We start from the raw sequence: 13,131 nt of genomic DNA on the forward strand, positions 1-13,131 counted from the left end.
TTCGGCCAGTACTTATCTTCGTTGCCGATTGTAGGACAAGCGTAGAACGCCCGGCCTCATTCGCTCGGATGATTATGAGCGGAACCATGCGCTCGACTTACGCGCTTTGAGCCGCCAAATACTGTTGATAGGCACGGAATCCACCGTCAAGGCTGGCCACCTCATAGCCTCGATCGGCAAGGATTTCGGCGACTTCCTCACTCCACCAGCCTTCGGCGCAGTACACGATGACTTTACGGTCTTTCGGCACGTTCTTGAGCACGTGGGCCAATGGATCGAGCGGCGCATTGATGGCGCCCTCAATCGGATGGGCTTCCACATCCGCGGGTTCTCGCAGATCCAGTAACGTGACCGTTGCCGGATCAAGTGCCGCGAACTCGGCTGGTGTGATATGGCCGAACGCCGGTTCCTCGGTGTCTGCTTCCGGATGATTATGCAACGCGATTGGCATATACGGTTCCCCCTATTCCTCTATTTGTCTCGGCAAACGTACGCTGAGGATTACTCAGCGTACGTTTGCCGAGACATGCGTCTAGATGGCGCAGGCCGGCTGGATGTAGTTGGCCGGATCGATGGCGGTGATGGTTGGATGATCGCCGCAGACCGGGCAATCAGGCACATGCTTGGGCAACGGCACGCGGCGGATGTTCATCGTCAGCGCATCGACGGTAAGCATGCGGCCAATTAGCGGCTCGCCCACGCCGACGATGAGTTTGGCGGCTTCAGTGGCTTCAATGCTGCCGATAATGCCTACCACCGAACCGAGTACGCCGGCTTCCTTGCAGGTCGGGATTTCCCCCGCCGCTGGCATATCGCGGAAAATGCAGCGATAGCATGGTCCTTCGCCGGGCACGACAGTCATGACTTGACCGGCGAATCCGACTACGCCCGCATGGATGTATGGCTTGTTCGCCAGCACGCAAGCGTCGTTGATGAGGAATTTCGCCGCGAAATTATCTGTCGCGTCAATCACCAGATCATATGGCTCGATAAGCGAACTGATATTACTGGCATCAACAAGCTCGTAGTATGTGTCGATCTGTACATCCGGGTTCAGCGCGCGAATGGATGTCGCAGCCGATTCGACTTTGGGTGTGCCGACTGATTCGGTGGTATGAATGATCTGACGTTGCAGGTTGCTCAAATCAACTACATCACCGTCGACCAAACCGATACGTCCTACACCGGCGGCAGCTAGGTAGAGTGCCGCTGGCGAGCCGAGACCGCCGGCACCGACGATGAGCACGCTGGAGGCCAGCAGACGCTTCTGGCCTTTGACGCCTACACCCTTCAAAATCAGATGGCGAGCATAGCGCTCCACTTGTTCGTCAGTTAATGCCATGTCAGTGCAGGTATCCGGTGGTGGGGCTGGAGGGCACGGCCTGGCCTTCGGTCACTTTGCCGAGACCGGAGAGGTAAGCCGCACGGCCGGCGTTGATGGCGTTTTTGAATGCCTCGGCCATCAGTGGAATGTTGCCGGCAGACGCCACCGCGGTGTAGGCCATGACGGCGTCGGCGCCCATTTCCATCGCATCGCAAGCCTGGCTTGGACGGCCAATGCCGGCGTCGATGATGACCGGAACATGGGCGTTGGCGATGATGATCTCAATGAAGTCACGCATGCGCAGACCCATGTTGGAGCCGATCAGCGAGCCCAGCGGCATCACAGCCGCGGCACCGGCTTCTTCAAGCTGACGTGCCGCGATTGGATCAGGGAACATGTACGGCATGACCACGAAACCTTCCTTGGCCAGCATTTCGGTGGCTCGAATGGTTTCGGCGTTATCCGGCAAGAGGTATTTGGTCTCATGCTCGATTTCGACTTTGACGAAATCGGTGTGGCAGACTTCGCGAGCCAGACGTGCGATGCGCACGGCTTCTTCGGCGTTGCGGGCGCCGGAAGTGTTCGGCAGCAAAGTAATGCCCTCAGGAATGTAATCGAGCACACTGTTTTCAGTGGTCTGCGCGCGGCGCAGTGCCATGGTGACGATTTGCGTGCCGGCGTGCTCCACGGTGGCCTTGATGAGGTTCAGGTCGTAGCGACCGGAGCCCAAAATGAATCGGGACTGGAATTCGTAGCCGCCGAGGTTCAACGGCTTGTCTTCCACTGGCAGCATCGGCGCTGCGGTGCCTACCGGGTTGACGACCTTGGGTTGTGGCGGCAACGGCGTCGCCTCAACGGATGCTTCGGTAACTGGATTGATGTTCATGATGAGATTTCCTTTCGCCTCATCTTGGCTCCCCTTGTCAGGGGAACTGTCTCGCGAGAGCGAGACTGAGGGTAGTTACATGTAATTGACAGCATCTTGGCGGAACAAAGATGCCATTGTGTATGACGCTGGCGCTCAGCCGCCCTGCACGAACTGAACGATTTCCATGACGCACTGGTCGTCGAGCATGGTATCGCCACGCTTTTCGCGCGGGATAATCTCCCCGTTGAGTTCGATGGCCACACGTTCGGCACGGAAACCGTGGGCTTCCAGATAGTCCGCCACACTGACTGGCGTTTCGAGCTTGACCTGCTCTCCGTTGACCTGCATTCGCATCCCTTCCCAATACTAAAAAAGGGCGCACGAAACGAACCGTACCTTAAGTGGTGCGCCCATTCATGAACCCAGTCATGCGACCGTGCATGACTGATGGCGCATTGGCTACACCACAAGCCGCACACGGCTTAGTTATATGCACGAACTGCGGAGAACCCAACAAATCTTGAATCAACGATTCCTTACGGCGGCATGACCCGCGTCAAGTTCCCCGGTCGAAGCTGGCGCTTCCTCTCAGCCTTGCGGCTCCCGTTCGTTACGGTTACTCAGTGTAGGTGCGGCATGTGACAAGTAGGCATACAAAACGGCTCCCCGCTGGTCTGCGAGGAGCCGGATTGTTATTGGCAAATAATCAAACGATTAGAACGTGCCGGGTGCCTTGTATGCGGAGCCGTCGGACGTGGAGGCCGGGAAGAGCTTCAGCTCTTCGACCTGTGCCTTGGCGTCCACGATCTGCTCACGTACACGGCCGTAGGCGGTGCCGCCCTTGCCGTTGCGGGAGTCCACGGAACCGTGGCTGGAGAGCACTTCGCGCACACCCGGAGCCTTTTCGGCTGGCAGGAATGCGGCGAAGGTGTCGATGAAGTCCTGATCGGTCAGATCCCAAAGTTCCTGGCCGCGGCCTTCGGCGATCTTGACGCATGCGCCGGAAAGCTCGTGGGCGTGGCGGAACGGCACACCGTTCTTGACCAGCCATTCGGCGATGTCGGTGGCCAGTGCGAAGCCGGTCGGAGCCTCTTCCTCCAGACGTTCGGCGTCGAAGTGCATGGTCTTGACCATGCCGGTGAAGGCGGGCAGCAGCACTTCGAGGGTGTCCACCTGGTCGAAGACGGCTTCCTTGTCTTCCTGCAGGTCGCGGGCGTAGGCGGTCGGCAGGCCCTTCAGTGTGGCGAGCAAACCGGTCAGGTCGCCGATGAGGCGGCCGGACTTGCCACGAGCGAGCTCGGCGATATCCGGGTTCTTCTTCTGCGGCATGATGGAGGAGCCGGTGGAGTAGCCGTCATCGAGCTTGACGAATGCGAATTCCTGGGTGTTCCAGATGATGATTTCCTCGGACAGGCGGGAGATGTCCACGCCGGTCATGGCGGCGACGAAGGCGAACTCGGCCACGAGGTCGCGGGAGGCGGTGCCGTCGATGGAGTTGTCGGTTACGCGGGAAAAGCCGAGCTCACGGGCCACGGCTTCCGGGTCGAGGCCGAGCGTGTTGCCGGCCAGTGCGCCGGAACCGTACGGGGAGGCGTTGATGCGCTTGTCCCAGTCGATGAGGCGCTGCACATCGCGCATCAGAGGCCAGGCGTGGGCCATGAGCTGGTGAGCCAGCAACACCGGCTGGGCGTGTTGCATGTGGGTGCGGCCCGGCATCACTGTGCGGCCGGCCTTTTCGGACTGTTCGATCAGCGCGTTGACAAGGTCGAGCAGCAGCCCGGCGATCACGCGGGAGTGGCGGCGCAGCCACATGCGGATCAGGCAGGCGATCTGGTCGTTGCGGGAACGGCCGGCGCGAAGCTTGCCGCCAAGCTCGTCGCCGGCGATATCGATCAGGCCACGCTCAAGCGCAGTGGCTTCGTCTTCATCGTCTTCGATCGGAGCGAAGGAGCCATCATCCACGTGACGCTGCAAGGTGTCGAGTGAGTCTTCCATACGCTGCAGTTCGTCGGCGGTCAGGAGACCTGCACGGCCGAGCGCACGGGCGTGGGCACGGGAACCGGCGATGTCGTCGTCGGCCAGTCGCCAATCGAACTGGGTGGACTTGCTCAGTCGGGCCAGCTCTGGGGACGGACCTGAGGTGAAACGGCCACCCCACAGTGCCAGATGTTCATTGTTTTCAGGCATGAATCACTCCTTAATAAGCTCAGAGAAGCTCCGCAAAGCTTACATATCAGCTGCAAGCAAGGCTATCAGCGCACGGCTACATCATCGTCTGTCTCATCCGAATCGATGTCATAACCGCCTTTGAGAATAAAGTCCTTTAGCAATTTGGAGACCAGAATGTTCACTCTGAACCGGCCCAAGGGCTTATGCATGCGTTTCTCGAAGTATGTTTGAGCCCGAACCGCATCAACGGAAGCTTTCAACGCATCGAATCTTCCAAACTCGTTGATATTCGCCTCATTCAACAGTTTGGCGGTCAATTCCTCCAACAGGGACTTATCAACGCCCACAGCGTCAACAAGCTTGTCGATTTGTTCGTCTTTTTCCCTGCGCGCATACCGGGTGATGTAATCGCGCAACGACATGCCTTCTTCAACGGTCACATCGCCACGTTCCACATCGTGCAGGAACAGTTCGGCCAAGCGCTGTTCCTCCACCGAAAGTGCAGCAAAGGAACGATGCAGTTCCTCGGATGCGGATTGCAACTCGGGGCTTTGCTCTTGCAACGCCTTCAACCATTTCACGAAGTTGGCATTCATGTAATCGGTATCGATCAGGCCAGTATCAATCTCAGTGAGATAGCCTTCCAAGTCATACGGCGCTTCGGTATTGTCGTTGCCCTGATCGTCGGGATCATCATCGTCGAACAATTCCTTATAGCGCTGAGCAAGAATCAGGTAAGAACGTTCATCAATCGCCGGCTGCACGGTGGTAGCTACGCCATCCTCATCGACGCATTCGAATGTTGGATGATCCCAAGTGAAGCCCTGCACTTTGGCTGCTTCCAACGCCTTGTTCAGTTCCACGAATTCCTTGGCGAACTTACGTTTCGCTTCAACGGACTCCGGCAGTTGGGCCAAATCGCTCACACCGGAAGAGGTAAATACCTCTTGGATGTCCGCAAATCGTTCATCCATCGCCCGAACATTCTCTGGCAGCTTCTGCACGAACAAATCAAGCGGCCGGTCCCCCGAATATAGCTTGACCGCGGCTTTGATGTTCTCGCGCATGGTGTGCGGCTTACGGTAGTAGCGAATCGTGCCGAATGGCTTATCCGGCCCAAATAGTCGGTTGGTACGGCTGAACGCCTGAATAATGCTCTCGTATTCGATGACTTTATCCAGATACAGCGTGTTCACCCATTTGGAGTCGAAGCCGGTAAGCATTTGATCGACCACAATCAGCAGATCAAGACGCTGCTCCCGGTTCGAGTCGATGCTGCCATAAGGTGCTTTATGTGAGAGTCTCGAAGAAATGTCCTTCTTCATTGCCGGCCAATCTACGATGCCGAAATGCTTACCGTATGCGGCGTTGTAATCGGTCATGATTTCGGCGAGCGCGTCGCCTTTCATGGTGGCACCGGCATTGTTGTCGATGTTAGGGTCGAACAGCGCGGTTACATGCATCTCAGGTGCCTGCTCCTTGAACAGCCGGTAGTAGCTGATAGCCTCCGGTATAGAACTGGTGGCAAGCATCGCATGGAATTTCCTGCCGTGGCTGAGCACTGGGAATTGTTCGAGAATGTCCTTGACTACCATGCCTTCATGTTCGGTTCCGATACCGTACTGTTCACGGCCGAGGAATCCTTCAATGCTGGCACCACGGTTACCATCAGCATCGACCTCAGAGCCCATCGGAATCTGCGACTTGTCCATGTAATGCTCGTATACCTTGGCCTTAGCAGAGTCACCGAGCGCATCTTCCACGCTTGAAGCTTTGGCTTGCTGCAACGCCACGGCGAGACGCACGTCAGAATCCTTGTAGGTGGTGACCATGTACGGGTCGAAACCGAGCACATTATGGTCGCGGATACCGTCAGCGATGCTATAGCGGTGCAGGCATCCGCCGAACACCATTGCGGTGGTGGAATGCTTCTTCTTGTTTTCGCCCAGAATCGGTGTGCCGGTGAATCCGAAGAACAGTGCGTTCGGGAATGCGCGGCGGATGTCTTGCAACATGTCGCCGAACGTGGAGCGATGGCATTCATCCACGATGAATACGATTCGTTTGGCAGCAAAGCGATCAAGTTCGGCTTGGGTAACGCCGTATTCACCGAGTTTGATGTTGCTCATCTTCTGAATGGAGGTGACAATTAGCGTATCTTTGGGATCAGTGCTGGCGAGTTTGTCTCGCAATACACCAGTGTTTTCAGTGCCTTGCACATCGTCTTTGCTGTCTGCGAAGGATTGGTATTCCTTAAGCGACTGTGTGCCGAGTTCGATACGATCCATAAGGAACACGACTTTGTCGGCATCTTTGGAATCGGCGATAAGTTGGGCCGATTTAAAGCTGGTCATGGTTTTGCCGGAACCGGTGGTGTGCCATACGTAACCGCCCGGGCGGCCCGGAACGGATGGGCGGACTTCCCAATCACATTTGCGTACGGCATCGGAGATGGCGGAAGCCGCATAGTACTGGTAGCTGCGCAGAACTTTCAGGCATCCGTCTGCTGAATCGGCGACCGTGTAGAAGCCAATCAACTGATGTGCCATTGGTATGGAGAGCAGTTTGGCGCAGAAGGTCTTCCATTCGTCATTGCCGGGATGATTGCCGCCGCAGATGGGCTCATTGTTCCAGTCGGCCCAATGGAAGTAATAGGTGGGGTTGAATTTGTCGACTCCGGGATTGGCGAAGTACACGGCATCGTCCGGGTTCATGGCCACGAAAACCTGCACTAGTCGGAATAAGCCAGTGAATACGCCTTCGTGCGCATACTTTTCGATTTGATTGGAGGCCTGGCTGACCGGTATGCCGCTTTTCTTCAATTCGATATGGATCAGTGGTATGCCGTTGATCAGCAGCACCAGATCGCCTCGGCGGGCATGCACCATGCTGTTCTTCGCCGCATACACTGGCTGCTGTGCTATTTGATAGGTGCTTTTGCCTCCTGCAATCTCCTGACGGTCGTAGATATATAGGCTGACTTCCTTGCCGAAATGAGCCTTGTCTTCCTGGTTGTCTCGCGTGATGGAGACCGTGCGACCATTGACGAATGAGTTCAGTGCCAGTGGCGTGCGCAATGTTTCGATTTGTTCGATGATTTGCGCCATTTCGCCATCGGTGAGCGGGTACTGGCCCAATCGGTCCACACCGCAATTGTTGCGGTACAGTATGTTCTTCCAGTTTTCCAGCAGATCATGCTCGGTCGGGTACTTAAGTACGCCATCCTTCCAACCATGCTGTTTGAGCACGGTGATGACATTCTCTTCAAAGACGGATTCATCATCAAATATCATTGTTGATCTCCCACCAGAACTTCCCAATGACCGGTTTTTCGGGAACCAATGCGTTTCAGCAACCCACGTTTTTGCAGTGAGGAGGTGTGATTGGCCACTGCCGTACGGCCTATGCCTACAGCGGCGCCAATTTCCTCTTGCGTGGCATTCGGATGGGTGGCAACATAGCGAAGCACATCTCGCTCGCTATCCCCTAAACCACGCGCCTCGGCTTCACTGACGTTATTGTCAGATTTATTGTCAATATTGTCAGATTTATTGTCAATATCGCTGACAATACCGTCATCAGCTTGGGTATTCGATATTTGCTGACGTTCAAGCATTAATGACAGTATTGTTCGCTCCGCGTCGCCAAAGCACTCTTCAATCTGTGGTTCTGGCAATCCAGCTTTGGCCCATGTATTAAACACATCGGGAACGCCAGTACCAGCGCGCTCTCCCACATCAATGAGGCTGAACATTCTCATAACGCCAGCGTTACGCGGATCGGATACACCGCCTAATCGCATCTGTTCGACGCCGGTTCGAATATCTCCCGGATTTTCAAAAACAAGACGTGTCGGCTCACAACGCACTACCACGCCGCGTACACCGTAGTAATCGGCGTTGAATAGACAGTTCGCCAATGCTTCTCGTACGGCTTTATGCATGAGCGTATCATCCACTCGGAAAATGCCATCAAGCGCGAATGGCACTTTGAGAACTGACGTGAGTTTGCGACTCACTTGGAAGAAGAAGTCGAAAACGTTGCCGGACCATAACCCGTCTCCGGAATGCACACGGTCCGTCCAACGCACTGAGGTATCAAGCGCTTCACGGTAGTCGAGAAAATAATTCGGGCATTCTCTCAGAATGTCGTAATCATTACCGAACATGAGCATGCCAGCAAGAGTGGGATGAAGTCTTCCATCTTCTCTGCTCACCGCTGCAGCACCTACTGCTCGCAAAAATGGTTCAACCGCAAGGGTATTCCATGCGCTCTGGGCATGCGCTGTTTGAAAACGCATGCGGTAGGCGCGGATACTCTCAGCATTGAGATCGGATGCAGAGAACTCATCGAGTACTTTACCGTCCACACCATCCGGCGTTTGATCACGCACCATAGAGACAATCTCTTGCCGGCTGCAACGATAGTCACCTTCACCACGTCTGCGATAGGTCCCGTTATAAAGATCATTATTGATGTATACCGGGCGCTCTTCACGAGGGGCACGCGGCACATGAATGGCTAGAATGACTCCACCATCTGATTCGAGGAGTTCCACTTCTGATTCGATAGGCAGCACGGCACTCACTTTGGAGCGGTTGCTTACCGTGTTCCAGAAATCCTGGCGAAGATGTTCGGCCTCGGATTGGTTTAATCCCGCTGGCTCGAAGGTTTTATCTTCGCGCTCCGCAACGCCAAGCAGAATAACGCCGCCATATGTGTTGGCAAAAGCTGAATACGTCTCCCACATGCTACGAGGCAAACCACCTCGCGCGGCTTTCGCCTCCAACCGATTGTTCTCCCGGTATGAAGCAATCTTCGCCACATCAAATGTATTCATGATTGTCTTCTCTCAGACGAACATCTGTTCAAGCAGTGATTTCTTGATGTTTTTCAGCAATTCCAACTTACGCTGATGAAGGGTGATGAGGGAATCGAGGCGCGAGAAAAAGCTGCCGATAGTCTGTTGTTCTTTTATCTGCTTCGGTACTGCATACTCGGAATTTCCGACAAAAGACCAATCAGCACGCGGCATTTTAGAACCAGCAGATACATTTGCAAGAGAGTCAAAACGCTTGCCACAGATGATTCGATAAAGGAACGTCGGATCAATGCCGGTAGATCTTAAAACCCAGAAATCCCCTACCGCTACTCCAGCAAAATCAGCAAAAAGCCAATTATGCAAATACGGGCGTAACTTCCCATACAAGATGTCATCAGGTTTAAATGCAATTCCAGACTTGTTATGTCCAAGATGGTTTACATTTTTATTTAGGATTCCGACGTTCGCGCTTATGTCTTCGTATTCAACTCGCGGTAAATCACTATCAGATGACATATCAGTAATGCGAACAGCAATCTCACCCAACTTACGCTGTTCCCAAGGGTCAGTAAAACCAGCAAAACGAATCTTCGGAACCGACTCACCCTCTTGAGGGAACATCTGTTCGAGCATCGACTTCTTCAGCACGACGAGCTTGTCATACTTACGCTGATGAAGGGTGATGAGGGAATCGAGCGAATCAAGACACGTTCCGATCAACTTCTGCTCATGTTTACCCGGTACAAGAACAATTGCATTGCCGACAAGATCTTTATTGAGGTTATTGACCGTACTCCCAGACGCAAGCATACGATACTGCTCCAGCATTTGCGGCGCACCAAGCATATGACAAAGATACTTAGGATCAAATCTTTCCGATGCATCACGAATAAGCAGCCAGCCATCATGAATGCAGCCTTCTATCGCCATTATGTAGGGCTTGCCGAAACTCATCGAATTGGAAAGAACCAAATCTCCTGGATATACCTGACGAGTTTTATTCAATCCCGATGGCTTTATCTTTTCGGCCGTATGCGTAATATATCGGCCAAGGGACGGAGCATCACCAATCTTGACCCAGTTAAGTCCACCCGTCTCGTCTGTTATGTAATCATCTATAGGACGAGGAGAACCGCCACGCTCAATGATGACGAGTTCACCCAACTTACGCTGTTCCCAAGGGTCAGTAAAACCAGCAAAACGAATCGAAGGTTTGTTCGAAGATTCAGTCATCTCACTCACCTCCCAGCAGGCTCTTGAGCTCAGCGATGCCGGCCATATCGAACTCGTCGCCAACGAGCTGGTCGAGCATGGAGCTCAGCTCGCTCTCGGCAGTCTTAATCTGGCTGCACACGTCGGCATAGGTGGTCGCATACTTTTCATCTAGCGCAGTGACTTTGGCAACCAACTCGTCCAACACGGCTGTTGGCAGTGCTTCGAGCTTGCTTTGCAGTTGGTCGACCCATTTGCTGCTCAGCAAATCGGAAACCTGACCGGCATCAAGCCCTTCAATGACGGTCTTGGTCTTATCTTCAAGCGCAACATTCAACTTCTTAATATCGCCCTTGATCTGTTTTTCCTCATCAAACAAGTGCTGAGCCGCCACTAATGTACGGTCAAAATCGGTTTCAGGATGCTTGCCGATAGCTTTTACCGATTTCTTGAGCACTGCAGGCACGAATGCGTCACCGTCTTCAGTAATGGCATCCGAGCTTTTATCATCCTCGTCAACATTCTCCAGCAGATCGCTTAGTTCCTGGCCAATCTCAGTCAAGCGATGCTCTTGACGAGCGATTTGAGCCAAGTCCGCACTCAACAGCTTCTCTTGTACCAGAGTAAATGGAAGCACATGGCCTTTCCAGCCTTCCTGCACTTCCACGTCTTTGCCGCTCTTCTTTTTGAGCACCATGTTGGCATCGACTTTGCGGACCGCATCTAGGCCTTCGCTCTGGATTACTTCCAAATCGGTGGAGATGGTTTCCCAGCTGTCAACAAACACCTGATATGCGGCATAGGAATCCACCAACGGCACATTATGCAGACGACGGAACAAATCATTGGCGAGTTCTTCCTGCTTACTGGCAATATCCACCTGCGTGCAGTTGTTGATCAGCTCTTGGTTGAGGAAGTCACGGTAATCAGCGAATTGCTGCTTGTACCGTTCAACATACGCTTTGACTTCAGCATTGCCGTATACCGTGTCTTTCACGGAGCCGGCATGCACGCGAGCGCTATGACCATCTTTCATGTCAAAGAGCTGGGATTTGAGGCTCGGGAATACATCCCAGAAATCGTGGAGCGCGTTGATTTCCTGTACCGGCACGCCACCGAACATCGTGGCATAGATATCCCAGTTTTCAGTCGGTTCGGATGAATCCACGTAGCGCGGAATGTTGAGGTTGTAATCGTTCGCGCGAATCTCATCGAGACTCACGAGACGGCTGAACTTGTCGACTGTTTTCGAACCGGTCACCGCATCCACAATGCGGCGAATATCGCAAGCGCGAAGCTTGTTGTTTTTGCCGTCCTTCTCGAAGCCCTTGGACGCATCCACAATGAGCACATGGTCATCGTCGCGATGCTTGCGCAGCACCATCACAATGGTGGGGATGCCAGTGCCGAAGAAGATGTTTGCCGGCAGACCGATGATGGCTTGGATATGGTGGTGTTCAATAAGGTTCTCACGAATCGCACCTTCTTCGCCGCCGCGGAAGAGCACACCGTGCGGCAAAACGATGCACATCATGCCATCATCGCGCAAATGGTAGAGGTCATGCAGCAGGAAGGCGTAATCAGCCTTGGACTTGGGCGCAAGCCCATACTCGAAGCGCACATCTTCGCCCGGTGCCGGCGGCTCCCAGTTTTGGGAGTATGGCGGATTGGAGACTACAGCATCCACGAACAACGGATTGTAGGTGTCGTCCCTATTCTCATCGGTGTCGAACCACGGCCAGTCGCTTTTCAACGTATCGCCGTTGCGAGCCACGATGTTGTCTGGCAGAATGCCGCGCATCACCAGGTTCATACGTGTGAGGTTGTAGGTGTTCTCTTTGAGCTCCTGCGCGTAATATTTAATGTCATTCGGATTTCCATTGCGGCGGGCAACCGCCTTACCGATATGAATCAGCAACGAACCGGAGCCGGATGTCGGATCGTAAATGTTGATCTCGCCACGGCTCTGCAAATGCCAAGCGATGATCTCACTCATCAGTTCGGAGACCTCACTCGGCGTGTAGAATTCACCGGCCTTCTTGCCAGCGTTAGACGCGAACTTGTCAATCAGGTACTCGTAGATAAAACCGAGAGTGTCGTAACCTTCTCGGCTATCCATTGGAATGTCTTTGATGAGGTAAATCAGGTCCCGTGCAGCCTTGGAGCGGCTACGCTCATCCGTACCCAGCTTGGAAAGACCTGTTTGCAGTGTATCGAAAATACCGGCAAACACACGTTTACGGGCGGGGTCGATGTTGCGTTCAAATGCGGAAAGCGCATCACGCACATTCGAGATTTCAAAGCTGGAACCCTTGTCAATCCACGTGGAGAACAGGTTCTCATAGGAGATGAAGTAACCACATTCACCGCGAACATAGTCAACGGTGTCGGCATCATCCTCGACAAGCGACACAAGGTCACTTTCTTCCACGCCAGCGGCTTTCAGACGTGAAATCTCGGTTTCCGAAAGGAACTTATAGAAGATGAAGCCAAGAATGTAATCCTTGTACTCGTTGGCTTCGATCTTGGAACGCATCTTATTGGCGGATTCCCAAATCTTCGCGGCCAACTGCTGCTTATTCATTCATGTGCTCCTTATGTTCCACAACGAATCCGACCAGGATGCGCCCCTGCGCTACATTTGCGCAATTATACGTCCGCTTGGGAACAGCGTAAGTTGGGTGAACTCGCCGATATCGTTGGGGGTGGTACGCCAGATACAAATAATGCTGATTA

The 13,131-nt window shown here is 53.8% G+C and carries 9 protein-coding genes and 1 riboswitch; all 9 genes read right to left on the reverse strand.

Annotated features, from left to right (window positions below; all coding sequences use genetic code 11):
* Nucleotides 1-97 precede the first annotated feature (97 nt).
* The gene (locus tag CSQ86_RS09450; protein ID WP_100494889.1) at nt 98-451 is read right to left on the reverse strand and encodes a rhodanese-like domain-containing protein; all 354 of its coding nucleotides are present in this window, start codon (nt 449-451) and stop codon (nt 98-100) included.
* 81 nt (nt 452-532) lie between these two features.
* Nucleotides 533-1,342, reverse strand: coding sequence for a thiazole biosynthesis adenylyltransferase ThiF (gene thiF, locus CSQ86_RS09455; protein ID WP_100494890.1), 810 nt, complete (start codon nt 1,340-1,342; stop codon nt 533-535).
* A 1-nt stretch (nt 1,343) separates the two neighbouring features.
* Nucleotides 1,344-2,213: a thiazole synthase gene (locus CSQ86_RS09460; RefSeq protein ID WP_100494891.1), complete on the reverse strand. Its 870-nt coding sequence runs from the start codon at nt 2,211-2,213 to the stop codon at nt 1,344-1,346.
* A gap of 132 nt (nt 2,214-2,345) precedes the next feature.
* Entirely contained in the window at nt 2,346-2,540 is a 195-nt protein-coding gene (gene thiS, locus CSQ86_RS09465) for a sulfur carrier protein ThiS (protein WP_100494892.1), read from the reverse strand.
* Between the two features lie 167 nt (nt 2,541-2,707).
* Nucleotides 2,708-2,809, reverse strand: a riboswitch (TPP riboswitch).
* A gap of 97 nt (nt 2,810-2,906) precedes the next feature.
* Complete coding sequence (gene argH / locus CSQ86_RS09470; protein WP_100494893.1) at nt 2,907-4,379, reverse strand: argininosuccinate lyase; 1,473 nt, start codon at nt 4,377-4,379, stop codon at nt 2,907-2,909.
* A gap of 65 nt (nt 4,380-4,444) precedes the next feature.
* Nucleotides 4,445-7,654 (reverse strand): type I restriction endonuclease subunit R, EcoR124 family, encoded by a 3,210-nt coding sequence (locus CSQ86_RS09475; RefSeq protein WP_100494894.1) that lies wholly within the window; start codon nt 7,652-7,654, stop codon nt 4,445-4,447.
* Nucleotides 7,651-9,201, reverse strand: coding sequence for an RNA-binding domain-containing protein (locus CSQ86_RS09480; protein WP_100494895.1), 1,551 nt, complete (start codon nt 9,199-9,201; stop codon nt 7,651-7,653). Before CSQ86_RS09480 ends, CSQ86_RS09475 begins: the two co-directional genes overlap by 4 nt.
* A gap of 12 nt (nt 9,202-9,213) precedes the next feature.
* Nucleotides 9,214-10,416 carry a restriction endonuclease subunit S gene (locus tag CSQ86_RS09485; RefSeq protein ID WP_100494896.1) on the reverse strand — a complete coding sequence of 401 codons (1,203 nt, stop codon included), beginning with the start codon at nt 10,414-10,416 and terminating at the stop codon, nt 9,214-9,216.
* Nucleotide 10,417: 1 nt separating this feature from the next.
* On the reverse strand, nt 10,418-12,979 hold the full coding sequence (locus tag CSQ86_RS09490) for a type I restriction-modification system subunit M (protein ID WP_100494897.1): 2,562 nt from the start codon (nt 12,977-12,979) through the stop codon (nt 10,418-10,420).
* Nucleotides 12,980-13,131: the final 152 nt, after the last annotated feature.

This window comes from Bifidobacterium felsineum (assembly GCF_002802915.1).
In the GTDB taxonomy this organism is placed as follows: Bacteria; Actinomycetota; Actinomycetes; order Actinomycetales; family Bifidobacteriaceae; genus Bifidobacterium; species Bifidobacterium felsineum.

Excerpts from the sequence above, each read along its gene's own strand:
- thiF (WP_100494890.1), bottom strand. The coding sequence starts at position 1,342 with ATGGCATTAACTGACGAACAAGTGGAGCGCTATGCTCGCCATCTGATT.
- CSQ86_RS09490 (WP_100494897.1), bottom strand. The coding sequence starts at position 12,979 with ATGAATAAGCAGCAGTTGGCCGCGAAGATTTGGGAATCCGCCAATAAG.
- CSQ86_RS09480 (WP_100494895.1), bottom strand. The coding sequence starts at position 9,201 with ATGAATACATTTGATGTGGCGAAGATTGCTTCATACCGGGAGAACAAT.
- thiS (WP_100494892.1), bottom strand. The coding sequence starts at position 2,540 with ATGCAGGTCAACGGAGAGCAGGTCAAGCTCGAAACGCCAGTCAGTGTG.
- CSQ86_RS09475 (WP_100494894.1), bottom strand. The coding sequence starts at position 7,654 with ATGATATTTGATGATGAATCCGTCTTTGAAGAGAATGTCATCACCGTG.
- argH (WP_100494893.1), bottom strand. The coding sequence starts at position 4,379 with ATGCCTGAAAACAATGAACATCTGGCACTGTGGGGTGGCCGTTTCACC.
- CSQ86_RS09485 (WP_100494896.1), bottom strand. The coding sequence starts at position 10,416 with ATGACTGAATCTTCGAACAAACCTTCGATTCGTTTTGCTGGTTTTACT.
- CSQ86_RS09450 (WP_100494889.1), bottom strand. The coding sequence starts at position 451 with ATGCCAATCGCGTTGCATAATCATCCGGAAGCAGACACCGAGGAACCG.